Origin of the sequence: Streptomyces sp. NPDC058001 (assembly GCF_042886315.1) — a bacterium.
Classification (GTDB): Bacteria; Actinomycetota; Actinomycetes; order Streptomycetales; family Streptomycetaceae; genus Streptomyces.
In genome coordinates this window covers 655,115-680,422 of sequence record NZ_JBHVQT010000001.1, presented here as the reverse complement: position 1 = coordinate 680,422, position 25,308 = coordinate 655,115, and the positions used below count along the sequence as shown (strand labels likewise).

Below are 25,308 nucleotides of genomic sequence, written 5' to 3'. Positions count from 1 at the left end.
GACGCGGGGAGCCGGCGGCTGCGCCTTTATCCGGCCGCAATCGTGAACTTGGTTTCATGGGCCGTAGGAAGAACGTGGCCGCATGAAAGATCCGATCGCATGAAAGATCTGGTCGTATGAGAGTTCCGATCGCATGAGAGTTCTGGTTGCCGAGGACCACCGGGTCCTCGCCCGTACGATCGCCACCGGCCTGCGCAGGCAGGCGATGGCCGTCGATCTCGCCGCCGCGGGGGACGAGGCCGAGCGGATGTGTCTGCTCACCGCATACGACGTGCTGATCCTCGACCGCGATCTGCCGGTGCTGACCGGCGACGAGGTGTGCAGGCGGCTGCGCGAACTCGACGACCCGCCGCGGATCCTGATGCTGACCGCGGCCGGGGAGATCACGGACAGGGTCTACGGACTGACCGCGCTCGGCGCCGACGACTATCTGACCAAACCGTTCGACTTCGCGGAACTGGTCGCCCGGGTAAGGGCGTTGAGCCGCCGCGTACAAAAGCCGCCGCCGGTCCTCCTGCGCCATCACGGAATCACCCTGAACCGGGCACGGCGCGAGGTTTACGTGGACGGCCGGCCGCTGGAACTGACCCCCAAGGAGTTCGCGGTCCTGCAACTGCTGATGGAAGCGCGGGGAACGGCGGTGCCGCACGACGAACTCGTCCGCACCCTGTGGGACGAGAACCTCGACCCGCGTACCAGCGCGGTACGGGCCACCGTCAGCAGGCTGCGCGGCAAACTCGGCGATCCGGGCCTGATCGCGGCCGACAAGGGACAGGGTTACCGGCTGTGCGACTGAACCCGCGCAAGCTCCTGCGGAGGCTGCCGTTCCGCGTCCGTCTCGCCGCGACCATCTCCGCCCTCTTCCTGCTCGCGGGCGTGGCTCTGCTGGCCTTCGTCGTACTGCTCGCACGCTACGGAACTGCCCAGCAGGTGAAGGGAATCGAGGTCACGTACGGCACCACGTCGACGAGCCCCGAGTCCTACGCGCCCGCCCACCCCACTCGACCGGACGCATCACCTCGGCCCCCGGCCAGGGGCGACGTGGACGTCGCCATGATCCGGAAGATCGACCGGACCGTCCAGGCCGTCCAGGACACCGCGCTGCGTCAGATGGTGCTCTGGTCGGCCGTGGGACTGCTCGTCCTGGCCGTCCTCGCCGGGCTGCTCGGCCGGTGGCTGGCCGGCCGGGCGCTGCGACCGGTCGCCTCGATGACGGAGGCCGCCCGCCGCATCAGCGAACAGAACCTGCACCAGCGCCTCGCGCTCAGCGGCCCCGATGACGAACTGCACCGCCTGGCCGACACCTTCGACTCGATGCTGGACCGGCTGGAGAAGTCGTTCGACAGCCAGCGGCGCTTCGTCGCCAACGCGTCCCACGAACTCAGGACGCCCCTCGCCGTTCAGCGCGCCAGCCTTGAGGTCGGCCTCGTCGACCCGCTCCCGGCGGGCCTCGCCGAGGTCCGCGAGGACCTCCTCACCGCCAACCGCGAGGCCGAGGCGCTGATCAACGCGCTCCTGCTGCTCGCCCGAGGCGACCGCGGCCCGGAAGAGACCACGAGCGTGGACCTGGAGGCGACGGCCCGCTTGGTGATCACGGATCTGCCCCGGCGGTCGGCACGGAAACGGGTGGACATCGAGATCACGGCGGACGACCCCCTGACCGGCCCTCTGACCGTCCTCGGCGATCCCGTCCTCCTACGCCACCTGCTGGCGAACCTGATCGGCAACGCCGTCCAGTACAACCATCCCGGCGGCCGGGTCGGCGTACGCCTCGAAGCCCGCACCCTGACCGTGACCAACACCGGCCCGAAGATCCCCGCCGAACGGATACCGGACCTGTTCGAACCCTTCCGCCGCCTCACCCAGGACCGCACCGCCACCACGGGCCACGGCCTGGGCCTCTCGATCGTCAGCGCCATCGCCAAGTCCCACGAAGCCGAACTCAGGGCCGAACCGGGCAAGGAGGGCGGCCTCACGGTCACCCTGCGTTTCCCCTGACCGGTCGATCTCGCGCCGTCGGCGGGCGCGCTCACGTTGTCGCGGCGATGATCTGGTACCAGGGGCCGCACCGGAACGGGCGCTGAGAGGAACCGATCATGGTCACGGACGGAGAACCGGCCCCGGAGCGGCTGCACTGCCTGGTGACCGGGGCGTCCGGGTACATCGGCGGGCGTCTGGTGCCGGACCTGCTGGCGGCCGGTCACCAGGTCCGGTGTCTGGCCCGCTCCCCCGGCAAACTCCGCGACCACCCCTGGGCGGCGGACGTGGAGGCGGTCCGGGGGGATGTCACGGACGCCGACTCGGTCGGCGCCGCCCTGCGCGGCATCGAGGTCGCGTACTACCTGGTCCACGCCCTGGGCGCCGGCTCCGGTTTCGAGGACACCGACAGCCGGGCGGCGCGCGTCTTCGCCGAACAGGCGCACGCGGCCGGAGTGCGGCGGATCATCTACCTGGGCGGACTCACCCCGCGGGATGTTCCCGAAGCCTCACTCTCGCCGCATCTGCGGTCCCGTGCCGAGGTGGGGCGCATCTTCCTCGACTGGCCCGTGCCCGCCACGGTGCTGCGGGCGGCCGTCGTGATCGGCTCGGGCTCGGCGTCCTTCGAGATGCTGCGCTATCTCACCGAGCGGCTGCCGGTCATGGTCACACCCCGTTGGGTGCACACGCGGACGCAGCCCATCGCGGTACGTGACGTGCTGCGGTATCTGGTCGGCTCGGCCACCATGCCGGCGGACATCGACCGGGCGTTCGACATCGGTGGGCCGGACGTCCTGACCTATCGCGAGATGATGTGCCGCTACGCCGCGATCGCCGGCCTGCGGCACCGGATCATCGTGCCGGTGCCGGTGCTCACCCCGCGGTTGTCCAGCCACTGGGTCGGCCTCGTGACCCCGGTGCCCGCCGCCCTGGCCCGGCCCCTGACCGAGTCGCTCCGTCATGAGGTGGTGTGCCACGAGCACGACATCGCCCGGTACGTGCCCGATCCGCCGGGCCACCCGCTGCCGTTCGACGAGGCGCTTGCGCTGGCCCTGCGCCGGGTGCGGGACGCGGAGGTCGCGACGCGCTGGTCGTCCGCCGCCGTTCCGGGGGCCCCGAGCGATCCGCTGCCCACGGACCCGGACTGGGCCGGCGGCAGTCTCTACGAGGACGAACGGCGGCTGACGGTCGACGCGTCACGGCAGTCGCTGTGGAAGGTGATCGAGGGCATCGGCGGCGACAACGGCTGTCCACGGTGATCTGATTCAGGCATGCACGCTTGACTTAATGACACAATTATCATGTCATGGAGCCATGCTGTACGCGACTCCCTCCCTGGACGCCGACGACCAGCGGGCCCTCGACGAGATCGAGAGCATGCGCCGATCGCTGCGCCACATGCTCCGGGCCACCCCGCGCTGGACCCGCCAGCTGCGCCGCAACCTCACCGCCCGCGCGATCGCCGGATCGAACACCATCGAGGGATACGCCGCAACGGTCGATGACGTGGAAGCCCTCATGTCCGGCGAGGAACCGCTGGAGACCGGGGAGAAGACGCGTGCCGAGCTGGAGGGCTATCAGCGCGGTATGACCTACATCCAGGCCCTCGCCGACGCCGGTGACGACTTCCGCTACGACGCCGGCCTGCTCAACGGCCTGCACTTCATGCTGCAAGGCCACCACCTCGACAAGCGCCCCGGCCGCTGGCGCGACGGGCCCGTCTACGTCACCAGCCCCGACGACCCTATGGTCCCGGCCTACACCGCCCCGGACCAGGCGGACGTTCCCACGCTGATGTCTGAGTTCATCAACTGGCTCAACGAGGGCGACCTCGACGCCCCCGTCCACGTCCGCGCTTCCATGGCCCACCTCAACCTCGTCAAGATCCACCCGTGGAAGGACGGCAACGGGCGCATGTCCCGTGCCCTGTCCACCCTGGTGTTCTCCCGCGAGGCCCTGATGCCGCCCGAGTTCTCGTCCATCGAGGAGTGGCTCGGCCGGGGGCAGAACACGTACGCCTACTACCAGATCCTGGAGGACGTGGGCGGCCCGCGCTGGAGCCCGGAGCGGGACACCCGGCCCTGGATCCGGTTCTGCCTGACCGCCCACCACCGCCAAGCCCAGCAGGCCCAGCGCCGCTTCGACGTGATGTCGCGGGCCTGGACCCGCCTGGTCGAAGGCGTCGAGGCAGCCGGCCTGGACGAGCGGGTCGTCTATGCCCTACTGCCAGCGTTCTCGGACGCGAAGGTCCGCCGCACCGTGTACCAGCAGGACGCCGACCTCAGCGACCAGCAAGCGATCCGCGACATCCGGGAACTCGTCGCCCGCGGCTGGCTCGTCCCCCACGGCAAGGCCCGAGCCCGCTACTACGCCCCAGGCCCCCTCATGGACCCGGTCCGGGAAGAGGTCCGCCAGTCCATGGAGCCGTACGTGGATCCCTACCGGCGGGAGCGCTGACCCGCCCGCACTTCCTACCGCCGCCCGGCTCTGGACAGTGCACGCCCCAGCATGTGCGCTCTCATCCAGCACGGTACGGATAAGAGGGGTGATGACAGGTGACGGGAGGTCAGAATATCCAGCACCTATCCAGCACCGCAAAAAATCAAGGGGCCTGACCCCGAAGCGTCAGACCCCATCTCACCTGCATGTTCGCCAGATCAGCGACGTGGCGGTAAGTCACCCGCTACACATTGAAGCGGAACTCCACCACATCCCCGTCCTGCATCACATAGTCCTTGCCCTCCATGCGGGCCTTGCCCTTGGCTCGGGCCTCGGGGACCGAACCCGTTTCGACCAGGTCCGCGAAGGAGATGACCTCGGCCTTGATGAAGCCCTTCTGGAAGTCCGTGTGGATGACTCCGGCCGCCTCGGGGGCCGTCGCGCCGCGCTTGATGGTCCAGGCGCGGGACTCCTTGGGGCCTGCCGTGAGGTAGGTCTGGAGGCCGAGGGTGGCGAAGCCGACGTGGGCCAGGGTGGCGAGGCCCGGTTCGTCCTGGCCGACGGACTGGAGGAGTTCGAGGGCCTCGTCGTCGTCCAGTTCGGCGAGATCGCACTCCAGCTTGGCGTTCAAGAAAATCGCCTCGGCCGGGGCGACCAAGGCGCGCTGCTCGTCCTTGAACGTGTCGTCCGTCAGCTCCTCCTCGTCCACGTTGAACACGTAGAGGAAGGGCTTCGTCGTCAAGAGGTGCAGGTCGTGCAAGGGGGTCGCCGCCTCCGTGCCCTGGCGGATCCCGGCCGCGAACAGGGTCTCGCCGGACTCCAGGATCTCCTTCGCCGCCTCGACGGCCGCCACCTTCGGCTGAATGTCCTTCTTGATCCGCGATTCCTTCTGGAGGCGCGGCAGGACCTTCTCGATGGTCTGCAGGTCGGCGAGGATCAGCTCGGTGTTGATGGTCTCGATGTCGTCCTTCGGCGAGACCTTGCCGTCGACATGGACGACGTTCTCGTCCTTGAAGGCCCGGATGACCTGGCAGATCGCGTCGGACTCGCGGATGTTCGCGAGGAACTTGTTGCCCAGGCCCTCACCCTCGCTCGCGCCGCGCACGATGCCGGCGATGTCGACGAAGTCGACGGTCGCGGGGAGGACGCGCTGCGAGGAGAAGATCTCCGCCAGTTTCGTCAGCCGGGGGTCGGGGACGCCGACCACACCGACATTCGGCTCGATCGTGGCGAACGGGTAGTTGGCCGCCAGCACGTCGTTCTTGGTCAGGGCGTTGAACAGGGTCGACTTGCCGACATTGGGCAGACCGACGATTCCGATCGTGAGCGACACGTTGCGACTTCCCGTACGTGAGGGCTGGGCGGCGGAGGCCCGGCCCGTGGAGGCTGGGCGGGGGCCCGGCGGTGTACGCGCGCGGGCCGATCCCCCAGTCTACGTACCGCGCGACCCGCGGGCGGCACCCGGATGTACCACCGGGGCTCCGCGACGTACCGCCGTCGGCTCGAACGCACGGCCAAGCTCGGCCAAAGCGCGTGTCTAGCGACCCGTTCGACACATAAACCGACCTAAGTTGGTCCGGTGGAGCAACCCAGGACGCGTCCTCCTCAGTACCGACCGCGACGAACCGCGCCGCTGCCGCCGCAGGCGGGGCCGAGTGGCGCCGACGCGTTCAACCGGGACGCCTCGACCGCGCGGCGTCCCGCGTCGCCCCTCGCGCGCAGACTGCGCCGCCTGCCCAACCCCCGACTCACCGGACTCGGCAGCGCGCTGTTCTGTATCGGGACGATGTTCCTGCTCGCCTGTCTGGACCAGCTGCTGTTCGACGGCTCAATCGGGGTGTACGGGGTGCTGTTCGTGCTGGTCAGCGCGTTGACGGCGCTGTGGGTGCGGCGCGCTGACCTGGTGACGGCGCCGGTCTGCGTCCCCATCGCGTTCGCCGTCGGGATCCTGCCGATCGCGGACGGCGCGGCCGGGCTCGCCGGGAAGCTCATGGGACTGTTCACGGCGCTGGCCATGCACGCGGGCTGGCTGTACGGCGGGACGCTGGTCGCCGGGGTCATCGTGATCGTACGGAAGGTCCGGCTGATGAGCCGCAGGCGTGCCGCCCAGCGCCGCTCCCCCCGCACCTCCTCGCGGACCTCCCCCCGCACCACCCCTCGCGCACCCCAGCCCCGCCGCCGCCCGGTGTGACCCGCACACCCACGACACTCAAGCTGTGACCCGCACACGCACGACGCCCATACCGTGACCCGCACACCCACGGCGTGACCCGCACCTCTCACGCGTTCCTACGCCGCCGACTTCGCCGCCTCCATCGCCGCCCCCACGATCCCCGCGTTGTTCCGCAGCTCCGCCGGGACGATGTCCGCCTTGATGCCCTCGATCAGGTGCAGGAACTTGTCCGCCTTGCGGCTCACGCCGCCGCCGATGATGAACAGCTCCGGCGAGAACAGCATCTCCACATGTGCCAGATACTTCTGGACGCGGTGCGCCCAGTGCTCCCAGCTCAGGTCGTGGTCATCCTTGGCCTTGGTCGACGCCCGCGACTCGGCGTCGTGGCCGTGCAGTTCCAGGTGACCCAGCTCGGTGTTCGGGACCAGTGCGCCGTCGATGAACAGGGCGCTGCCGATGCCGGTGCCGAAGGTGAGGGTGATGACGGTGCCCCGGCGCTCGCGGCCCGCGCCGAAGTTCATCTCGGCGACGCCCGCCGCGTCCGCGTCGTTGAGCACCAGCACCGGGAGGCCGCCCAGGCGCTCGCCGAGCAGGGCGCGCGCGTCGGTGTCGACCCATGCCTTGTCGACGTTCGCCGCCGTACGGATCGTCGCGCCGCCGGTGACCACGCCCGGGAACGTGATGCCGACGGGGCCCGACCAGCCGAAGTGCTCGACGACCTCCTTCACCCCGTCGGCCACCGCGCCGGGTGTGCTCGGCTGCGGAGTCAGCACCTTGAACCGCTCTGCCGCCAGGTCCCCGCGGTCCAGGTCCACGGGCGCGCCCTTGATCCCTGAACCGCCGATGTCCACACCGAAGATCTGCATGGCCCTACGTTACGACGCGGGACCGACAGTCACTTCCCGGAAGGGTCCTTCTCCTGGTCGGCCACCTCGCCGGTCGCCTCGCCGGCAACCTCGCCGGACGCCCGGTCCGCGGCCTGCCCAGCCGTCCGGTCCGAGACCAGCGCCGCCGCCTCCGCGCGCAGGTCACGCCGGAGTTCCTTCGGCAGCGAGAACGTGATCGTCTCCTCGGCCGCCTTCACGATCTCGACGTCCTCGAAGCCATGGCCCGTGAGCCGCTCCAGGACCTGTTCGACCAGGATGTCCGGTACGGAGGCACCGGAGGTGACGCCGACCGTGCTCACGCCCTCCAGCCACGCGTCGTCGATCTCGTCGGCGAAGTCCACCAGGTACGCCGCGTGGGCGCCGGCGAGCTTGGCGACCTCGACAAGCCGCACGGAGTTGGACGAGTTGCGGGAGCCGACGACGATGACGAGGTCGGCCTGGGCGCCCATCTGCTTGACGGCGAGTTGACGGTTCTGCGTCGCGTAGCAGATGTCGTCGCTCGGGGGCGCGATGAGCTGCGGGAACTTCTCCTTCAGCGCGTCCACCGTCTCCATGGTCTCGTCCACGGAGAGGGTGGTCTGGGAGAGCCAGACGACCTTCGACGGGTCGCGGACCTCGACACGGGCGACGTCGTCCGGGCCGTCGACCAGGGTGATGTGGTCCGGCGCCTCACCGGAGGTGCCGATGACCTCTTCGTGGCCCTCGTGCCCGATCAGCAGAATGTCGAAGTCCTCCTCGGCGAACCGGACGGCCTCCTTGTGGACCTTGGTGACCAGCGGGCACGTCGCGTCGATGGTGGCGAGCCGGCCCTGCTTGGCCTCGTCGTGGACGACGGGCGCGACACCGTGCGCCGAGAACATGACGATCGACCCCTCGGGGACCTCCGCCGTCTGCTCGACGAAGACAGCGCCCTTCCTCTCCAGGGTCTGTACGACGTACTTGTTGTGCACGATTTCGTGGCGGACATAGATCGGGGCCCCGTACTGCTCAAGGGCCTTCTCGACGGCGATCACGGCACGGTCCACACCCGCGCAGTAGCCACGGGGGGCGGCGAGCAGGACGCGTCGGGCTGGCGAAGCAGTCATGGCACCCATCGTAAGGCCCTGCCCGACAGGTGAAAGATCGCCTCCTTGGGGAAACTGGGTGGTCCGGCCCCGCCACGGCGACGGAACCGGCCCGACCACCGGGCCAGACCCCCACGGAGGCGCAGATGTCCGCAGACGGCAGCGGAGAGGCGGCGCCTCCTGGCGGTACGGGCGGTACGGGTGCCCCCGGCGGCCCCGGAACACGGGGCATAGCCGAACCGCCCGGCGACGAACGGCTCACCCGGAGCCTCGGCTTCCGCGACCTCGTCGTCTACGGTCTCCTCTTCATCGCCCCCATGGCCCCGGTCGGTGTGTACGGCACCCTCGACGCCAAGTCGCACGGCGCGGTGGCCCTCGTCTATGTGGTCGCGACGATCGCGATGGCGTTCACGGCGTACAGCTACGCGCAGATGGTGCGGGTCGTCCCGCAGGCGGGCTCGGTGTTCGCCTACGCGCGCGCGGGGCTCGGCAAAGGCGCCGGGTTCATCGCCGGCTGGATGGCGATGCTCGACTACCTGCTGATCCCGGCCGTCGCCTACCTGTTCTCCGGGATCGCCATGAACGCGCTGGTGCCGGACGTGTCCCGGTGGGTGTGGACGGCGCTCGCGGTCGTCGTCACGACGCTGCTGAACCTGTGGGGCGTACGGGCCGCCGCGCGCGTGGGGTTCCTGGTCCTGGCCATGGAGATCGTGGTCCTGCTCGTCTTCATGGTGTCGGCGATCGTCGTCCTCGCGCGCGATGGCGCTCAACGGGATCTGTGGTCGCCGTTCACGGGTGACACGACGTTCGCGCTGTCGGCGGTGGTCGGGGCGGTGTCGGTGGCGGTCCTGTCGTACCTCGGCTTCGACGCCATCGCGTCGTTCGCGGAGGAGGTCACCGGCGGCTCGGCGAAGGTCGCGCGCGCGGTGCTGTTCTGCCTGGTCCTCGCGGGTGTGCTGTTCGTGGCGCAGACGTATCTGGTGGCGCTGCTCGAACCGATGACGTCGGCTCAGCTGGCGGCGAATCCGGCGGAGCAGGGGTCGGCGTTCTACGACGCCGTGGATGTGTCCGTCGGGTCGTGGCTGCACGATCTGGTGGCGGTGAGCAAGGCGATCGGTGCGGCGTTCGCGGCGCTGGCCGGGCAGGCCGCCGCCGGACGGCTGCTGTTCGCGATGGCGCGTGACCGGCGGCTGCCGCGTGCCCTGGCGAAGACCAGTACCGGTACGCCACGTGTGGCGCTGCTCGTCGCGGCGGTCGTGACGCTGGTCGCGGCGGTGTGGGCGGCGCGGCGGGCCGACGGTCTGGACAAGCTGGTGTCGGTGGTCGACGTCGGGGCGCTGACGGCGTTCACGCTGCTGCACGCGAGCGTGGTGGGGTGGTTCGCGGTGCGCCGTCTCGGGGGGCCGGTGAGCTGGTGGCGGCATGTGCTGATCCCGGTGCTCGGCGCGGCGATCACCGTGGCGGTGATCGTGGAGGCGTCCCGCACGGCCCAAGTCGTGGGCGCCGTCTGGTTGGTGGCGGGTCTGGTGGTCCTCGCGGCCCAGTGGCGCGGCCGACAGGCAACGGGCCGCGACTGACCACTGCGAGCACCTGATCTCCCACCCGCCCACCCTTTCCGCTGCGCGGCGCCCCCGCCCCCGCCGGCTTCGCTCCCCGGCCGACCGTGCCGCCTGTGGCGTCCGGGCCCCACGGGCAGGCTCGGCACCGCCGGCCCGCAGCACGGAACGACTCGCCGTCGCGGCGGACAGACAAGCGCCCGCTGCATGGCATGCCCGCTGCGACAGGTTCGCCGCCCGCCCGCCGCGACTTTTCGAGGTAGCCGACCGTGCGGCTGGACGCGCTCGTCGCCGACTCGGTCCCACGCCGGAACAGAAAGCAGCCGTGCCGGTGAAGGGCCTCCCCGATCAACACCCGGGCGATCCACGACCCTCACCCCTCGGCGGCGGTCTCCCGGATCAGGGGCTCGGACTCCCGCCGCGCATAGGCGTCGAACGGCTCCGTCAGCGCGCCGTCGATCACGCGCCGTACCCGGTGCTCCGCCGCGAACTCCTTGATCGCTGTCCGCATGTCAGAGATGGCCGGGCTGTCTCGTCCCAGGTGGTGAAGACGGGTTCCGCGGAGGCTGCGGAGAGCCCACCTCGACGACAAGGAGCTGGTCATGAACGAGGAGACCGCAGGTCAGAAGGTCGCGCTGGTCACCGGGGCGAACAAGGGCATCGGCCGTGGGGTTGCCGAGCGGCTCGCCGCGCTGGGCATGACGGTCCTTATCGGCGCCAGGGACCCGCGGCGAGGCGAGGAGGCCGCCGCGGCGGTGCGCGCGGCCGGCGGCGACGCGTACGCCCTCGCCTTGGACGTCACCGACCAGGCCACCGTCCAGGAGGCAGCGCAGCAGATCGGGGAGCGCTTCGGCCACCTCGACGTGCTGGTCAACAACGCCGGCATCACCGGCTCCGGGCAGGTCTCGCCGGAAGACGCCCACGATCAAGTCCCCAGTACCGTCGATCTGGACATGGTCCGGGCGGTGTTCGAGACCAACGTCTTCGGGGTGATCGCGGTGACCAATGCCATGCTGCCGCTGCTGCGGCGGTCACCGGCGCCACGCGTCGTCAACGTCAGCAGTCACGCGGCGTCGCTGACTCTCGCCAGCGATCCGGACGGTCCCTTCGCGGCGCTGCTGCCGTCGGCCGCGTATACGCCGTCCAAGTCCGCGTTGACCGCGCTGACCGTGCAGTACGCCAATGAGCTGCGTAAGGACGGTGTCCTCGTCAACGCGGTCGCCCCCGGCTTCGTCGCCACGGACAGCAACAACCACGCCGGGTTCCTCACGGTCGAGCAGGGCGCAGCGGTCGTGGTGCGCCTGGCCACGCTCGGCGCGGACGGACAGACCGCGGGGTTCTTCAGCGAGGAGGGCTCGGTGCCCTGGTGACGGTGCCCCGATCCGCAGGTGCCGGCCCTCGTGGCGGTACAGATCCAAGGAGGAGCCGACGTGACGAAGACCGAAGAGTTCCAGGAACTGCGACCGCTGCTGTTCTCGATCGCCTACCGGATCCTGGGCAGTGTGAGCGAGGCCGAGGACGCGGTCCAGGAGACCTGGCTGCGCTACGAGGCCACCGCCACCCGGCCGGGGTCGGCCAAGGCGTACCTGTCGACCGTCGTCACCCGGATCTCGATCGACGTGCTCCGCTCGGCCCGCGTCCGGCGGGAGGAATATGTCGGGCCGTGGCTCCCCGAACCGCTGTTGACCGACCCGTACGAGGATCCGGCGCGGTCGGCGGAGCTGGCGGACTCGCTGTCGATGGCGGCCCTGCTCCTGCTGGAGCGGCTCACCCCGCTGGAGCGCGCGGTCTTCGTGCTGAGGGAGGTGTTCGCCTTCGGTTTCCCGGAGATCGCGTCGGCCGTGGGACGGTCGGAGGCGGCGTGTCACCAGCTCGCGGTGCGGGCACGCCGTCACATGGACGCGGGCCGGGCCCGGTTCGAGGCCGACCGGAAGTAACGCGAGAAACTCGCAGAACGGTTCTTCGACGCCTTCCGGGAAGGGGACGTCGACGGGCTGGCCGAACTGCTCGCCGCCGACGTTCACATGATCGGCGACAGCGGCGGCAAGGCCCCGCAGTTCCAACCCGTCCTCCTTGGTGCCGAGGCTGTGGTCCGGGCGCTCGCGGCGTTCGCCCCCCTGGTCATCAGGGCGGCCGGCGTGGTGGAGCCGCGGCAGGTGAACGGCCAGCCGGGCGCGATCTTCCGCGACCGGAACGGCCAGGTCCTCAGCACCTGGGCGCTCGACGTACTTGACGGGCGGATCCAGACGATCCGTACGGTGAACAACCCCGACAAGCTCGGGCACGTCGGTCCCGTGGCGGACGCCTGGGAGGCCCTCCGCGAGGCGAACCGGCCAGGCCGGCCCACGGACTGACCCGGCCTGTCAGTGGCGGCCGTTACGCTCGGCGCATGGCTGTGAACACGTCTCCGGAGAATCCGCTCCCCGTCGGTGACGTCTCGCGTCTCATCGGTGGGTGGATCGACCGGCTCGGTGCCGTGTGGGTCGAGGGGCAGATCACGCAGTTGTCCCGCCGTCCCGGTGCCGGCGTCGTCTTCCTGACGTTGCGCGATCCGTCGTACGACATCTCGGTGAGCGTCACCTGCTACCGGCAGGTGTTCGACGCGGTCGCCGATGTCGTGAGCGAGGGCGCGCGCGTCGTCGTGCACGCGAAGCCCGAGTGGTACGCGCCCCGGGGCCAGCTCTCGCTGCGGGCCGCCGAGATCAAACCGGTCGGCGTCGGGGAACTGCTCGCCCGGCTTGAGCAGTTGAAGAAGTCCCTGGCGGCGGAGGGACTGTTCGCGGCGGACCGCAAGAAGCCGCTGCCTTTCCTGCCGCAGCTCATCGGCCTGGTGTGCGGCCGGGCGTCGGCGGCCGAGCGCGACGTCCTGGAGAACGCCCGGCACCGCTGGCCCGCCGTCCGCTTCGAGGTCCGCAATGTCGCCGTGCAGGGTGTGCACGCGGTGCCGCAGGTCGTCCAGGCGGTCAAGGAACTCGACGAGCTGCCCGAGGTCGACGTGATCGTCGTCGCGCGCGGTGGCGGCAGCGTGGAGGACCTGCTGCCGTTCTCGGACGAGACACTCGTACGGGCCGTGTCCGCGTGCCGTACGCCGGTCGTCTCGGCGATCGGGCACGAGCCGGACAATCCCCTCCTGGACCATGTCGCCGACCTGCGCGCGTCCACGCCGACCGACGCGGCGAAGAAGGTCGTACCGGACGTCGGCGAGGAGTACGAGCGGGTGCGCTGGCTGCGGGACCGGGCCCGGCGCACGGTGGGGGCGTTCGTCGACCGTGAGGAGCGCGGGCTCGCGCAGACGCTGGCGCGTCCGGTGATAGAGGATCCGCACCGCATGATCGACGAGCGCGCCGACCATGTCGGCGGCCTGGTCGACCGGAGCCGCCGCACCCTGGATCACCTGCTGGACCGCGCCGGTTCGGAGCTGACGCACACCCACGCGCGCGTGGTGGCGCTCTCCCCCGCCGCGACCCTGCGCCGGGGGTACGCCGTGCTCCAGCGCGCGGACGGCCATGTGGTGCGTACGCCGGATGACGTGACGGCGGACGAGGAGCTGCGCGCGCGGGTCGCGGACGGCGAGTTCACGGTACGGGTGGAGTCGGAGCCGACACATAGGGTGGACGCATGACCAGCAAGGCGGACGAGGCGAGCCTCGGGTACGAGCAGGCGCGGGACGAGTTGATCGAGGTCGTCCGGCGCCTGGAGACCGGGGGGACGACCCTGGAGGAGTCACTCGCCCTGTGGGAGCGCGGCGAGGAACTGGCGAAGGTCTGCCGCCGCTGGCTGGACGGCGCACGCGCCCGCCTCGACGCGGCACTCGCGGAGGAGGACGAGGACCCGAAGGCGGAAGGTTCCGGGGACTAGCCGGCCCCCGGTTCCGCCCGACCGCCGGGGGCTCTCGCCTCAGGCCACCTCAGACCACCTCAGACGGTCGTCACGACCTGCTCGATCGCGAGCCGCGGGGAGCGCGGGAACCAGGCGTTCTCGCCCGGCCGGCCGATGTTGACGATCATCAGCGGGATGTGGTCGTCGTCCAGGAACTCCTTCTGGATGCCCGCGAGGTCGCCGCCGGTCATCGGGCCCGCGGCCAGTCCGGCGGCACGGACGCCGATGATGAAGTACGCGGCCTGGAGCGCGGCGTTCATGGCGGCGGCGCGCTCACGGACCGGGCGCTCGGCGAAGAAGGCGTCCTTGGCCTGCGGGAAGTGCGGGAGCAACTGCGGCAGTTCCTCGTGGAACTCGTTGTCCGCGGAGAGGATCGCGACGAGCGGCGCGGCGGCGGTCTTGGGCTGGTTGCCCTCGGACATGTGCCGCACCAGACGCTCGCGGGCCTCGGGGCTGCGGACGAGGGTGATGCGCAGCGGCGACTGGTTGAAGGCGGTCGGGCCGAACTTGACCAGGTCGTAGATCGCCTGGACCTGCTCCTCGGTGACCGGCTCGTCCGTGAAGGTGTTGGCCGTATGGGCCTCACGGAACAGCAGGTCCTGGGCGGCGGGGTCAAGCACGAGAGACATGGAAGCAACCTTCTCGATGCGAAATGGGGGGATCGGGCGGTCGGCATCGACGCTACGACTTTTAGGTTGAAGATTCAATCAAAACCGGACCATCGTGATCCACTTCACACCGCAAGAGGGTTGTTTTCCGGGGCCGGAACACCGGCGCCGGGCTACCGGCTCAGGAAGCCGTCGCCAGAGCCCGCGCCATCTTCGTCAGACCGTCGAACGACGCCGTCCCCGTGACGACCGTCGTCGCGTCCTTCTCGGTGAGCACGAGGGCGTCGAACTGCTCGCCCGTGTACCGCTGCCAGGTCCGGCCGTCGATCTCCGTGGTCCGCTCCGTCTCACGGGCGCCCCGGCTGACCCGGTCGACGAAGGTGGACGGCTTCTCGGTGGACTGCTCCACGGTGACGTACTGGCCGTCCGGGTCGTGGAAGCCCAGGTGCCAGGCGTTGAAGTTGTCGCCCCGGTAGCGCACCGAGGTCGCCTTCCAGTCCTGGGACAGACCCTCGGGGGCCGCCACCGGATAGGGCGCCGCGCGGCGCGCCGTCAGCAGCTCGACGCGGTAGTCCACCCGCTTGACGGGCGCCTGGGTCTCGTCGTGCGGGATGAAGAGCCAGATGAATCCCGCGACGAGTACCGTCACGCCCAGCGAGAGGATCATGTTCCGCACGTTCTTCGTGCCCTGCTTACCAGCCACGCCACCATGGTCTCAGGTGCCGTTCCGCGAGCCGTCACCACCCTCGCCACCCGGCCGGGGACGCCGTCCCCGCGGCTCGCCCGCCGTCCGACCGGCTCCCCGTCCGGAGGCTCGCCGTGGTTCCGGCGGCGGTCCGCTCATGCGTGGGGCCCTCTGCTCATTCTGGCGATCGGCGGATAGAGTCGGGACATACCCTCATCCGGCCGTCGTCGTATCAGAAAGGTGCGTCTCGATGACCGAGCATCATCAACTTCCGTCCGAACTTGAGGTCCCCTCCGAGGCTCCGGACCGCAACCTGGCCCTGGAACTGGTCCGGGTCACCGAGGCCGCCGCGATGGCCGCGGGGCGCTGGGTCGGCCGCGGCGACAAGAACGGCGCCGACGGCGCGGCCGTACGGGCCATGCGGACCCTCGTCTCCACCGTCTCGATGAACGGCGTCGTCGTCATCGGAGAGGGCGAGAAGGACGAGGCGCCGATGCTCTTCAACGGCGAGCGCGTCGGTGACGGCACGGGCGCCGAGTGCGACATCGCCGTCGACCCGATCGACGGGACCTCGCTCACCGCCAAGGGCATGTCGAACGCGATCGCGGTCCTCGCGGCGGCCGACCGGGGCACCATGTTCGACCCGTCCGCCGTCTTCTACATGGACAAACTGGTCACCGGTCCGGACGCCGCGGACTTCGTGGACATCGACGCCCCGGTGTCCGTCAACATCCGCCGGATCGCGAAGGCCAAGCGGTCCTCGCCGGAGGACGTCACCGTCGTCATCCTCGACCGGCCGCGGCACGACGGGATCATCAAGGAGGTCCGTGACACGGGCGCGCGGATCAAGCTGATCTCGGACGGCGATGTCGCCGGTTCCGTACTCGCCGTACGCGAGGGGACCGGGGTCGATCTGCTGCTCGGCATCGGCGGTACGCCCGAGGGCATCATCTCGGCCTGTGCGATCAAGTGTCTGGGCGGCACGATCCAGGGCAAGTTGTGGCCCAAGGACGACGAGGAGCGGCAGCGGGCGCTCGACGCGGGCCACGACCTCGACCGCGTACTCGCCACGGACGACCTGGTCTCCGGCGACAACGTCTTCTTCGTCGCCACCGGCATCACTGACGGCGAACTGCTGCGCGGGGTGCGCTACCGCGCCGAGACCGCCACCACCTCGTCGCTCGTGATGCGCTCCAAGTCCGGCACCATCCGGCAGATCGACTCGGAGCACCGGCTGTCGAAGCTGCGCGCGTACAGCGCCGTCGACTTCGACCGCGCGAAGTAGGCCGAGCCAGCACAGTCGGCCGACCGAGCGCGGTGGCCCGCCGGGCGCGACACGACGCGTGTACGGCGACGGGGGCGCCCTCCTTGTGCGGGGAGGGCGCCCCCGTCGCCGTACGGCGGACGTTCATGCGGGCCTTCGTACGGACCCTTCGTACGGACCCTTCGTACGGACCCTTCGTACGGCAGAGGTCCGTCAGCCGGCTGCCGCGATGGGGTCGACCGTGCGGGCCTTGTTGAGTTCGAGGTCGCGCCGGCGGCGCCGGGCGAGCACCACCCGGCGCTCGGCGGCGGTGAGGCCGCCCCACACGCCGTACGGCTCGGGCTGGAGCAGGGCGTGCTCTCGGCACTCGACCATGACGGGACAGCGGGCGCAGACCCGCTTCGCGGCCTCCTCACGGGAGAGTCTCGCGGCCGTGGGTTCCTTGGACGGGGCGAAGAAGAGCCCGGCTTCGTCACGGCGGCAAACCGCTTCCGTGTGCCATGGGGCGTCCTGGTCCCGATCCTGAACGGGCACCCGCTGTGTGGGGACGGCGGCGACCTGAAGGGACTGATGCGGCGGATGCAGCACGGTCTACTCCTGACGACGGCTTCGCGAGGGAGCGGCGATGCAGCAAGCCCTACCCGCTGTGCGCGCGCCTATGCACTCAGTTCCGGTGCACGGGCGTTCTCGGTCAGGTGCGCGGCGCCCGGCGCGACGGTCCTGAGGTGCGGAGATGTCCGTTCACCACTGTCCGCCGCCGGGAAATGCCGGAGATCAGTGCCCGAGGTGCTTGTGCATGCGGTGCCGGAGATCGCCGATGAGGCGCCCCCGCTTGGGCCGTGCCTCGATGTTGCCGAGCACGGCGATGCCGTCGACGAAGACGACCGGCGCGTCGGCGTCCCGCGAGTCCAGGGTGTCGACCTCGAAGTTGCCGAGGACGCCGCCGCCGCTGCCGCGCAGCGAGATGTTCTCGGGGACCTGGATCTCGACATTGCCGAAGACGGAGATCGCCTTGATCACGACCTGCTGGTGCTCGAACAGGGCCTCGCTGAGGTCGATCTCGACATTGCCGAAGATCGCGTACACATGGGTCCTGCGGCCGACGCGCCAGCGGCCCTTGCGGACCGAGCTGCTGAACACCGCGACCAGGTTCTCGTCGGCGACCGCCGGCACAGCGCCGTCGGCCGGCCGGCTCGGCACCGACCGGGAGGTGCCCTGCGGGCCGAACTCACCGGTGGCGGGCAGGTCCTGGACGAACGGCTGCAATTCGGCGACGGTTTTGGCGCGATACACCCCGTCGATACGCTCGGCGTGCTCGTCGGCGGTGAGGCGGCCCTCGGCGAGGGCCTCGCGCAGGATGTCGGCCACGCGGTCCCGCTCGGCGTCGGAAGCGCGGAGCCCCGTGGGCTGCGGCTGCGGTGTCGGCTCCGGCTGGGCCGTTTCCGGCTGGGTCGGTCGCTTTTCGAGGTCCACGGCCACCACCCTACCGAAACGCGATAGATCGCGACTACCCCATGCGCCCGCCAGGTGGTGTCCGTTCTGGTGGTGTCCGGTCCGGGGTGTCGGTCCGGTGGCAAACTGAGCCTTACCTCACAAGAACGCGTCCCGGAGCCCGTTCTACGCTGGACCTGGCGCCGCCAACGGAGGTCGCGCCGCTGTCCGCCGAGTGAGGAATGGCCGCAATGCCCCCTGTCGCCCGCACGCCCAAATCCGCCGCTTCGGGCTCCGCCGCCCCCGGCTCCTCCGGCTCCTCCGGTCCCGCGTTCGCGTACACGGACCTCCTCCCGCAGGGCGAGGACACCACGCCGTACCGGCTGGTGACGTCCGAGGGCGTGTCGACCTTCGAGGCCGACGGACGGACCTTCCTCAAGGTCGAGCCGGAGGCGCTGCGCAAGCTCGCCGAAGAGGCGATCCACGACATCCAGCACTATCTGCGGCCCGCGCACCTGGCGCAGTTGCGGCGCATCATCGACGACGCGGAGGCGTCGGGCAACGACAAGTTCGTCGCCCTTGACCTGCTGAAGAACGCGAACATCGCGGCGGCGGGCGTCCTGCCGATGTGCCAGGACACCGGTACGGCGATCGTGATGGGCAAGCGCGGGCAGCACGTCCTCACCTCGGGCGGCGACGAGGAGGCCCTGTCGCGCGGCATCTTCGACGCGTACACGCGGCTGAATCTGCGCTATTCGCAGATGGCGCCGGTGACGATGTGGGACGAGAAGAACACCGGCTCCAACCTGCCCGCGCAGATCGAGCTGTACGCGACGGACGGCGGCGCGTACAAGTTCCTGTTCATGGCGAAGGGCGGCGGCTCCGCGAACAAGTCCTTCCTGTACCAGGAGACGAAGGCCGTTCTGAACGAGTCCTCCATGATGAAGTTCCTGGAGGAGAAGATCCGTTCGCTGGGGACGGCCGCGTGTCCGCCGTACCACCTGGCGATCGTCGTCGGCGGCACCTCCGCCGAGTACGCGCTGAAGACCGCGAAGTACGCGTCCGCGCACTACCTCGACGAGATCCCGGCCGAGGGGTCCGCGCTCGGCCACGGCTTCCGGGACAAGGACCTGGAGCAGAAGGTCTTCGAGCTGACGCAACGGATCGGGATCGGGGCGCAGTTCGGCGGCAAGTACTTCTGCCACGACGTACGCGTGGTGCGGCTGCCGAGGCACGGCGCGTCCTGCCCGGTCGCCATCGCCGTGTCCTGCTCCGCCGACCGGCAGGCCCTCGCGAAGATCACCGCCGAGGGTGTGTTCCTGGAGCAGTTGGAGACCGACCCGGCGCGGTTCCTGCCCGAGACGACCGACGAGCACCTGGACGACGCGTCGGCCGATGTCGTACGGATCGACCTCAACCAGCCGATGGACGCCATCCTCGCCGAGCTGACCAAGTACCCCGTGAAGACCCGCCTTTCGCTGTCCGGGCCGCTGGTCGTGGCCCGTGACATCGCGCACGCCAAGATCAAGGAGCGCCTGGACGCGGGCGAGGAGATGCCGCGGTACCTCAAGGACCACCCGGTGTACTACGCGGGTCCCGCGAAGACGCCCGAGGGGTACGCGTCCGGCTCGTTCGGGCCGACCACGGCCGGGCGCATGGACTCCTACGTCGAGCAGTTCCAGGCGGCCGGCGGCTCCAAGGTGATGCTGGCCAAGGGCAACCGCTCCCAGCAGGTCACCTCGGCGTGCGAGACGCACGGCGGCTTCTACCTGGGCTCCATCGGCGGACCCGCCGCCCGGCTCGCCCAGGACTGCATCAAGAAGGTCGAGGTCGTCGAGTACGAGGAACTCGGCATGGAGGCGGTCTGGAAGATCGAGGTCGAGGACTTCCCGGCGTTCGTCGTGGTGGACGACAAGGGCAACGACTTCTTCCAGGACCCGGCACCCCAGCCGACCTTCACGAGCATTCCGGTACGGGGGCCTGGGGTCGGGTAGGTCCGGGGCTGCCCCCGGCCCCCTTCTGTCGGCCTGGACGGCCTTGTCCTCAAACGCCGGACGGGCTGATCGGTGTGCCGGAGATCGGGCTGGAGAGGCTCGACGGGCCCGGTGCGATGCTTGAGGTATGGACGAGGCTGAGCAGTATCGGGTCGAGCACGACTCCATGGGTGAGGTGCGGGTGCCCGCGCATGCCAAGTGGCGGGCGCAGACGCAGCGGGCCGTGGAGAATTTCCCGGTGTCCGGGCAGCGCCTGGAGCGGGCGCACATCGAGGCGCTGGCCCGGATCAAGGCGGCGGCGGCCCGGGTGAACGCCGAGCTGGGAGTGGTCGACCAGGACATCGCGGACGCCGTCGCGGACGCGGCCGGTGAGGTCGCCGATGGCCGCTGGGACGACCAGTTCCCGGTGGACGTCTTCCAGACCGGGTCCGGTACCTCGTCCAACATGAACATGAACGAGGTCCTCGCCACGCTGGCGTCCGAGCGGCTGGGCCGTCCGGTGCACCCCAACGACCACGTGAACGCGTCGCAGTCCTCCAACGACGTCTTCCCGTCCTCGCTGCACATCGCGGCCACGGCCGCCGTGACACGCGACCTGATCCCCGCCCTGGAGCATCTGGCGGCAGCCCTGGAGCGCAAGGCCACCGAGTTCGCGGACGTCGTCAAGTCGGGCCGTACGCACCTGATGGACGCCACGCCCGTGACGCTCGGGCAGGAGTTCGGCGGATACGCGGCGCAGGTGCGGTACGGCGTCGAGCGGCTGCGGTCCTCGCTGCCCCGGCTCGCGGAGCTGCCGCTCGGCGGTACGGCCGTGGGTACCGGGATCAACACGCCGCCCGGGTTCTCGGCGGCCGTGATCGCGGAGGTCGCGGCGGCGACCGGGCTGCCGCTGACGGAGGCGCGGAACCACTTCGAGGCGCAGGGCGCGCGGGACGGGGTCGTGGAGACCAGCGGGCAGCTACGGACGATCGCGGTCGGGCTGACGAAGATCGCCAATGATCTGCGGTGGATGGCGAGCGGGCCGCGTACCGGGCTCGCCGAGATCGCGCTGCCCGATCTCCAGCCCGGGTCCTCGATCATGCCGGGCAAGGTGAATCCGGTGATTCCGGAGGCCGTGCTGATGGTGGCGGCGCAGGTGATCGGCAACGACACGACGGTGACGGTGGCGGGGGCGTCCGGCAACTTCGAGTTGAACGTGATGATGCCGGTGATCGCGAAGAATGTGCTGGAGTCCGTGCGGTTGCTGGCCAACGGGGCACGGTTGCTGGCCGATCGGGTGGTGGACGGGGTGACGGTGGATCGGGAGCGGGCCCTTGAGTACGCGGAGTCCTCGCCGTCCGTGGTGACGCCGTTGAACAAGTACATCGGGTATGAGGCGGCGGCGACTGTCGCCAAGCGGGCCCTCGCTGAGCGGAAGACCATTCGTGAGGTGGTGCTGGAGGGTGGGTACGTGGATCGGGGCGAGCTTTCCTTGGAGCAGTTGGATGCCGCGCTGGACGTCCTGGGGATGACGCGACCTTAGGCGCAGCCCTTGGTGGCCTGAATCGTTATGTGTGGTGGCGTGTCTTATGACTGTGGCACCTACTATCTGGCCATGACAGAGAGTGGGAGGTGGGCTCCGGGGAGCCCGATTCTTTGGCGTTATCGGGAGAACGGGAGCGGCGGCGGCTATCACATCTGTCGCCCCGTCACCGTCGTGGAGGACACCGGCGAGTTGCTCGCGGTGTGGATGGCGCCGGGTACCGAGTGTGTACGCCCGGTGCTCGCCGACGGCACCCCCGTGCACGCCGAACCGCTCGGCACCCGCTACACCAAGCCACGTACCGTACAGACCGCCCGCTGGTCGGGGACGGGTGTCCTGAAGCTGGCGCGGCCCGGGGAGCCGTGGTCGGTGTGGCTGTTCTGGGAGCGGGACTGGCGGTTCAAGAACTGGTACGTGAACCTGGAGGAGCCGCGCGCGCGATGGGTCGGCGGTGTCGACTCGGAGGACCATTTCCTGGACATCTCGGTACGTCCCGACCGCAGTTGGCGGTGGCACGACGAGGACGAGTTCACCGAGGCCCAGCGCGCCGGTTTGATGGATGCGGCGCAGGCCCGCAAGGTGCGCGATGCGGGAGAGGCGGTGATCGAGGTGATCCATGCCTGGGGGCGCCCGTTCTCGGACGGCTGGCAGAGTTGGAGACCGGATCCGGTGTGGCCGGTTCCGGTCTTGCCGGATGACTGGGACCGTACGCCCGCGCATGTGTCCTCATGAGACCCTTGATGCGCCCCCATGGTTCAAACGTAGGATCGTCCTCCGCAACGGCGCACAGCAGCAACTCCTAATGCTTGCGCGGGGTCTGACAGGATGTCATCGAGGGGTGGCAGGACGTGAGCGAGAAGAGCGAGGCGGACGGCGGGGCGCGGGCGGTGTACGCGGGCTCCGAGGCGTATACCGCGTATGGCACCACGGCCCCGGACCGCACGGGTCAGGCCCAGGCGTTCGACGTCATCGGTGGGCGCTACGACGAGGCGTTCCCGCACAAGGAGGGCCAGATCGGAGCGGGTGCCCGGCTGGTGGCCGGGCTGCCGCCGGGTGCGCGGGTGCTCGATGTGGGCTGCGGCACCGGGCTGCCCACGGCACGCGGGCTGGTCGAGGCGGGGCTCACGGTGACCGGTGTGGACCTGTCCGAGGGCATGCTGGAGCTGGCGCGCAAGAATGTGCCCGGCGCCACGTTCCTGCGGCATGATCTGGCGGCGCTGCGGGCCGAGGGTCCCGACGGGCTCGGCCACTTCGACGGGATCACCTGTTTTTTCACGCTGTTGATGCTGCCCCGTGCTGAAATACCGTACGCACTACGGCAGTTCCGTACGCTGCTCAGGCCGGGGGGCCTGCTGGCGCTCTCGATGGTGGAGGCAGATCTGGATGACGCGGAGATTCCGTTCCTGGGACAGTCGATCCGGGTATCGGGATTCCTGCGGGACGAACTGCGCCAGATCGTGCGGGACGCGGGTTTCGAGATCACGGACGAGGACACCCTCTCGTACGCCCCGGCGAGGGCAGACGCACCACCCGAGCATCAGCTCTTCCTCAACTGCCGACGCACCTGATCATCGCGTGACGCACTTGGTGACGCCTTGACCGCGCGCGCCGCGCGCAGCCCCGGACGGACGGATTCGACACGCGTGACGGAGCACCCCACCTCCCAGGAGGGCCGCCCGAGCGGCGCTGCCAGCCCTCCCGCACCCGCGGACCCTCGCGGGGCGCTGCTGCGTACCCCGAAGCCGCCGAAGCAGCCGAGATCCCCGGAGACGGGGACAGGGCCGCTGGCCGGCCCGACCGCCGCCGCGCTGCCCGCGCAGGGCCGCTCCGGCGACTCCCCGCACGGCGCGGCGGCATCCTGCCCGGGACCGGCGGCCGACCCTGGTACGGAGCCGGCCCCCGGGGCCGAGCACGCCCAGTCGTCCCCCGCCGAGCCCGACCCGCACCGCACCCGACCCGTCGTCCCGGACCCCACTCCGGCACCGGGTGGGGGTCCCGTCGCGCACACCGGTACGGCCGCCGTGGCGCCGCTGTCGGCGGGTGCCGCCGCGATGCGCAGGGACGGCGACCGGCTGCGGTTCGTGGGCGCCGCGACCCGGCGGATCGCCCGGGGCATGGACCTCGACGAGATCGTGATGGGCCTGTGCCGGGCCACGGTTCCGACGTTCGCCGACGCGATCCTCGTCTATCTGCGCGACCCGCTGCCGGTCGGCGACGAGCGGCCGACCGGACCTGTGGTGCTGCGTCTGCGCCGCACCGACCGCATCCCGGAGGACCGGGACACCGAGGGCGGTCCGCTGCCCATGCCGCAGCTCGACCCCGAGGTCATCGGCACCACGGAGCTGTGCACGGTCCGGCCGGGCGGCGCGCTCGCCGAGGTGCTGCGCGGGGTCCGCCCGGTCTTCGCGGACGCGCCCACCGCGCACGCCGCGCTGCCGGAGCTGCTCGGAGAGTTCCGGACGGTGCCCGAGGGGCGGCGGGCGATCCTGGCGCCGCTGCGCGGGCGCCGCCGGGTGATCGGTGCGGCGATCTTCCTGCGCCGTGCCGACCGTGCCGCGTTCGAGGGCGACGACCTGCTGGTCGCGGCGCAGCTCGCGACGCACAGCGCCCTGGGCATCGACAAGGCGGTCCTGTACGGGCGCGAGGCGTACATCGCCGACGAGTTGCAGCGCACCATGCTGCCCGAGACGCTGCCCCGGCCGACCGGGGTCCGGCTCGCCAGCCGCTATCTCCCGGCCGCCGAGACCGCCAGGGTCGGCGGCGACTGGTACGACGCGATCCCCCTGCCGGGCAGCCGGGTCGCCCTCGTCGTCGGTGATGTGATGGGTCACTCGATGACGTCGGCCGCGATCATGGGCCAGCTGCGCACCACCGCGCAGACCCTGGCGGGCCTCGACCTGCCGCCGCAGGAGGTACTGCACCACCTGGACGAGCAGGCCCAGCGGCTTGGCACCGACCGCATGGCGACCTGCCTGTACGCGGTGTACGACCCGGTATCGCACCGCATCACCATCGCCAACGCGGGCCATCCGCCGCCGGTCCTGCTCCATCTGGGCGGCCGTGCCGAGGTGCTGCGGGTGCCGCCGGGCGCCCCGATCGGTGTCGGCGGTGTCGACTTCGAGGCGGTCGAGCTGGACGCGCCCGCCGGGGCGACCCTGCTGCTGTACACGGACGGGCTGGTGGAGTCCCGGCTGCGGGACGTGTGGGCCGGTATCGAGCAGCTCAGGGAGCGGCTCGCGGCGACCGCGCGGCTGACCGGCGCGGACCATCCGCCGCCCCTTGAGGCCCTGTGCGACGACGTGCTCGACATGCTGGGCCCCGGCGACCGGGACGACGACATCGCGCTGCTCGCCGCCCGGTTCGACGGGATCGCGCCGAGCGACGTGGCGTACTGGTTCCTGGAACCCGAGGACGCGGCCCCCGGCCGCGCCCGGCGTCTCGCGCGCAGCGCGCTGGCCCGCTGGGACCTGGAGGACCTCACGGACTCGGTGGAACTGCTGGTCAGCGAGGTCGTCACCAACGCGGTGCGCTATGCGTCACGCCCGGTGACGCTGCGCTTGCTCCGTACGGACGTGCTGCGCTGCGAGGTGGGCGACGACGTTCCGCAGTTGCCGAGGCTGCGGCAGGCGCGGGCCACGGACGAGGGCGGGCGCGGGCTCTACCTGGTCAACAAGCTGGCGCGGCGCTGGGGCGCGACCCGGCTGTCCACCGGGAAGGTGGTCTGGTTCGAGCTGAACCGGAATCAGACCTGACGTGGACCCGGTCCACATGTTGCCGACCTTCCGTCGGCGGAGTTGACTGACGTCGTGGCCGAAGCGACCACATATCG

At 70.4% G+C, this 25,308-nt stretch carries 22 protein-coding genes and 2 pseudogenes; 16 read left to right on the top strand and 8 right to left on the bottom strand.

Features of this window, described 5'->3' with window-relative positions; genetic code table 11:
- Positions 1 to 133: 133 nt before the first annotated feature.
- From ACFVT5_RS03210 to ACFVT5_RS03195, 4 genes and pseudogenes are all read left to right on the top strand, one after another.
- Complete coding sequence (locus ACFVT5_RS03210) at positions 134 to 796, top strand: response regulator transcription factor (protein WP_389880809.1); 663 nt, start codon at positions 134 to 136, stop codon at positions 794 to 796.
- Entirely contained in the window at positions 787 to 1,998 is a 1,212-nt protein-coding gene (locus tag ACFVT5_RS03205; protein ID WP_389880808.1) for a sensor histidine kinase, read from the top strand. Before ACFVT5_RS03210 ends, ACFVT5_RS03205 begins: the two co-directional genes overlap by 10 nt.
- Positions 1,999 to 2,096: 98 nt before the next feature.
- A pseudogene (locus ACFVT5_RS03200) lies at positions 2,097 to 3,224 on the top strand (NAD(P)H-binding protein); the annotation flags it as partial.
- A gap of 67 nt (positions 3,225 to 3,291) precedes the next feature.
- On the top strand, positions 3,292 to 4,434 hold the full coding sequence (locus ACFVT5_RS03195) for a Fic family protein (RefSeq protein WP_389880806.1): 1,143 nt from the start codon (positions 3,292 to 3,294) through the stop codon (positions 4,432 to 4,434).
- Between the two features lie 226 nt (positions 4,435 to 4,660).
- On the opposite strand, the gene ychF is transcribed toward ACFVT5_RS03195, so the two are convergent.
- Positions 4,661 to 5,749 (bottom strand): redox-regulated ATPase YchF, encoded by a 1,089-nt coding sequence (ychF, locus tag ACFVT5_RS03190; protein ID WP_389880804.1) that lies wholly within the window; start codon positions 5,747 to 5,749, stop codon positions 4,661 to 4,663.
- Positions 5,750 to 5,995: 246 nt separating this feature from the next.
- Here ychF and ACFVT5_RS03185 point away from each other — a divergent pair, with 246 nt between their 5' ends.
- Positions 5,996 to 6,607 (top strand): DUF6542 domain-containing protein, encoded by a 612-nt coding sequence (locus ACFVT5_RS03185; RefSeq protein WP_389880802.1) that lies wholly within the window; start codon positions 5,996 to 5,998, stop codon positions 6,605 to 6,607.
- Between the two features lie 98 nt (positions 6,608 to 6,705).
- Here the strand turns inward: ACFVT5_RS03185 and ppgK are convergent, their stop codons facing one another.
- A complete protein-coding gene (gene ppgK / locus ACFVT5_RS03180; protein ID WP_389880800.1) occupies positions 6,706 to 7,455 on the bottom strand; it encodes a polyphosphate--glucose phosphotransferase in 750 nt (249 codons plus the stop codon).
- A gap of 29 nt (positions 7,456 to 7,484) precedes the next feature.
- On the bottom strand, positions 7,485 to 8,570 hold the full coding sequence (locus ACFVT5_RS03175; RefSeq protein WP_389880798.1) for a 4-hydroxy-3-methylbut-2-enyl diphosphate reductase: 1,086 nt from the start codon (positions 8,568 to 8,570) through the stop codon (positions 7,485 to 7,487).
- Between the two features lie 116 nt (positions 8,571 to 8,686).
- Between ACFVT5_RS03175 and ACFVT5_RS03170 the strand changes: the two genes are divergently transcribed.
- Positions 8,687 to 10,117: an APC family permease gene (locus ACFVT5_RS03170; protein ID WP_389880796.1), complete on the top strand. Its 1,431-nt coding sequence runs from the start codon at positions 8,687 to 8,689 to the stop codon at positions 10,115 to 10,117.
- A gap of 352 nt (positions 10,118 to 10,469) precedes the next feature.
- Here the strand turns inward: ACFVT5_RS03170 and ACFVT5_RS03165 are convergent, their stop codons facing one another.
- Positions 10,470 to 10,607, bottom strand: a complete 138-nt coding sequence (locus tag ACFVT5_RS03165) for a hypothetical protein (RefSeq protein ID WP_389880794.1) — start codon at positions 10,605 to 10,607, stop codon at positions 10,470 to 10,472.
- Positions 10,608 to 10,698: 91 nt separating this feature from the next.
- On the opposite strand from ACFVT5_RS03165, the gene ACFVT5_RS03160 reads away from it, so the two are divergent.
- The 4 genes and pseudogenes from ACFVT5_RS03160 to ACFVT5_RS03145 all read left to right on the top strand — a co-directional run bounded on the left by ACFVT5_RS03160 (position 10,699) and on the right by ACFVT5_RS03145 (position 13,954).
- Positions 10,699 to 11,466 (top strand): SDR family NAD(P)-dependent oxidoreductase, encoded by a 768-nt coding sequence (locus ACFVT5_RS03160; protein ID WP_389880792.1) that lies wholly within the window; start codon positions 10,699 to 10,701, stop codon positions 11,464 to 11,466.
- Between the two features lie 60 nt (positions 11,467 to 11,526).
- Positions 11,527 to 12,450 (top strand): annotated as a pseudogene (locus ACFVT5_RS03155) (RNA polymerase sigma-70 factor).
- A 35-nt stretch (positions 12,451 to 12,485) separates the two neighbouring features.
- The gene (gene xseA, locus ACFVT5_RS03150; RefSeq protein ID WP_389880790.1) at positions 12,486 to 13,718 is read left to right on the top strand and encodes an exodeoxyribonuclease VII large subunit; all 1,233 of its coding nucleotides are present in this window, start codon (positions 12,486 to 12,488) and stop codon (positions 13,716 to 13,718) included.
- A complete protein-coding gene (locus ACFVT5_RS03145; RefSeq protein ID WP_389880789.1) occupies positions 13,715 to 13,954 on the top strand; it encodes an exodeoxyribonuclease VII small subunit in 240 nt (79 codons plus the stop codon). The genes xseA and ACFVT5_RS03145 overlap by 4 nt, the downstream gene beginning before the upstream one ends.
- A 59-nt stretch (positions 13,955 to 14,013) precedes the next feature.
- Here ACFVT5_RS03145 and ACFVT5_RS03140 read toward each other — a convergent pair whose 3' ends face one another.
- Complete coding sequence (locus tag ACFVT5_RS03140) at positions 14,014 to 14,604, bottom strand: malonic semialdehyde reductase (RefSeq protein ID WP_389880787.1); 591 nt, start codon at positions 14,602 to 14,604, stop codon at positions 14,014 to 14,016.
- A 160-nt stretch (positions 14,605 to 14,764) separates the two neighbouring features.
- Complete coding sequence (locus ACFVT5_RS03135) at positions 14,765 to 15,286, bottom strand: DUF4245 domain-containing protein (RefSeq protein WP_389880785.1); 522 nt, start codon at positions 15,284 to 15,286, stop codon at positions 14,765 to 14,767.
- A gap of 232 nt (positions 15,287 to 15,518) precedes the next feature.
- Here ACFVT5_RS03135 and glpX point away from each other — a divergent pair, with 232 nt between their 5' ends.
- On the top strand, positions 15,519 to 16,553 hold the full coding sequence (glpX, locus tag ACFVT5_RS03130; protein ID WP_389880783.1) for a class II fructose-bisphosphatase: 1,035 nt from the start codon (positions 15,519 to 15,521) through the stop codon (positions 16,551 to 16,553).
- Positions 16,554 to 16,745: 192 nt separating this feature from the next.
- On the opposite strand, the gene ACFVT5_RS03125 is transcribed toward glpX, so the two are convergent.
- Entirely contained in the window at positions 16,746 to 17,120 is a 375-nt protein-coding gene (locus tag ACFVT5_RS03125) for a WhiB family transcriptional regulator (RefSeq protein ID WP_389880781.1), read from the bottom strand.
- 186 nt (positions 17,121 to 17,306) lie between these two features.
- Positions 17,307 to 18,005 (bottom strand): DUF1707 domain-containing protein, encoded by a 699-nt coding sequence (locus ACFVT5_RS03120; protein ID WP_389880780.1) that lies wholly within the window; start codon positions 18,003 to 18,005, stop codon positions 17,307 to 17,309.
- A 209-nt stretch (positions 18,006 to 18,214) separates the two neighbouring features.
- On the opposite strand from ACFVT5_RS03120, the gene ACFVT5_RS03115 reads away from it, so the two are divergent.
- The 5 genes from ACFVT5_RS03115 (at position 18,215) to ACFVT5_RS03095 (ending at position 25,231) form a co-directional block, all read left to right on the top strand.
- Positions 18,215 to 19,957: a fumarate hydratase gene (locus ACFVT5_RS03115; RefSeq protein ID WP_389880779.1), complete on the top strand. Its 1,743-nt coding sequence runs from the start codon at positions 18,215 to 18,217 to the stop codon at positions 19,955 to 19,957.
- A 127-nt stretch (positions 19,958 to 20,084) separates the two neighbouring features.
- Positions 20,085 to 21,479 (top strand): class II fumarate hydratase, encoded by a 1,395-nt coding sequence (locus ACFVT5_RS03110; protein WP_389880777.1) that lies wholly within the window; start codon positions 20,085 to 20,087, stop codon positions 21,477 to 21,479.
- 72 nt (positions 21,480 to 21,551) lie between these two features.
- The gene (locus ACFVT5_RS03105) at positions 21,552 to 22,211 is read left to right on the top strand and encodes a DUF402 domain-containing protein (protein ID WP_389880775.1); all 660 of its coding nucleotides are present in this window, start codon (positions 21,552 to 21,554) and stop codon (positions 22,209 to 22,211) included.
- A gap of 155 nt (positions 22,212 to 22,366) precedes the next feature.
- Entirely contained in the window at positions 22,367 to 23,047 is a 681-nt protein-coding gene (locus ACFVT5_RS03100) for a class I SAM-dependent DNA methyltransferase (RefSeq protein WP_389881013.1), read from the top strand.
- 75 nt (positions 23,048 to 23,122) lie between these two features.
- Positions 23,123 to 25,231, top strand: coding sequence for a SpoIIE family protein phosphatase (locus tag ACFVT5_RS03095; RefSeq protein WP_389880773.1), 2,109 nt, complete (start codon positions 23,123 to 23,125; stop codon positions 25,229 to 25,231).
- Positions 25,232 to 25,308: the final 77 nt, after the last annotated feature.

Coding starts and splice junctions, on each gene's coding strand:
- ACFVT5_RS03105 (WP_389880775.1), top strand. CDS start 21,552: ATGACAGAGAGTGGGAGGTGGGCTCCGGGGAGCCCGATTCTTTGGCGT.
- ACFVT5_RS03210 (WP_389880809.1), top strand. CDS start 134: ATGAGAGTTCTGGTTGCCGAGGACCACCGGGTCCTCGCCCGTACGATC.
- ppgK (WP_389880800.1), bottom strand. CDS start 7,455: ATGCAGATCTTCGGTGTGGACATCGGCGGTTCAGGGATCAAGGGCGCG.
- ACFVT5_RS03195 (WP_389880806.1), top strand. CDS start 3,292: ATGCTGTACGCGACTCCCTCCCTGGACGCCGACGACCAGCGGGCCCTC.
- ACFVT5_RS03170 (WP_389880796.1), top strand. CDS start 8,687: ATGTCCGCAGACGGCAGCGGAGAGGCGGCGCCTCCTGGCGGTACGGGC.
- ACFVT5_RS03140 (WP_389880787.1), bottom strand. CDS start 14,604: ATGTCTCTCGTGCTTGACCCCGCCGCCCAGGACCTGCTGTTCCGTGAG.
- ACFVT5_RS03115 (WP_389880779.1), top strand. CDS start 18,215: ATGCCCCCTGTCGCCCGCACGCCCAAATCCGCCGCTTCGGGCTCCGCC.
- glpX (WP_389880783.1), top strand. CDS start 15,519: ATGACCGAGCATCATCAACTTCCGTCCGAACTTGAGGTCCCCTCCGAG.
- ACFVT5_RS03145 (WP_389880789.1), top strand. CDS start 13,715: ATGACCAGCAAGGCGGACGAGGCGAGCCTCGGGTACGAGCAGGCGCGG.
- ACFVT5_RS03160 (WP_389880792.1), top strand. CDS start 10,699: ATGAACGAGGAGACCGCAGGTCAGAAGGTCGCGCTGGTCACCGGGGCG.
- ACFVT5_RS03110 (WP_389880777.1), top strand. CDS start 20,085: ATGGACGAGGCTGAGCAGTATCGGGTCGAGCACGACTCCATGGGTGAG.
- xseA (WP_389880790.1), top strand. CDS start 12,486: ATGGCTGTGAACACGTCTCCGGAGAATCCGCTCCCCGTCGGTGACGTC.
- ACFVT5_RS03165 (WP_389880794.1), bottom strand. CDS start 10,607: ATGCGGACAGCGATCAAGGAGTTCGCGGCGGAGCACCGGGTACGGCGC.
- ACFVT5_RS03175 (WP_389880798.1), bottom strand. CDS start 8,570: ATGGGTGCCATGACTGCTTCGCCAGCCCGACGCGTCCTGCTCGCCGCC.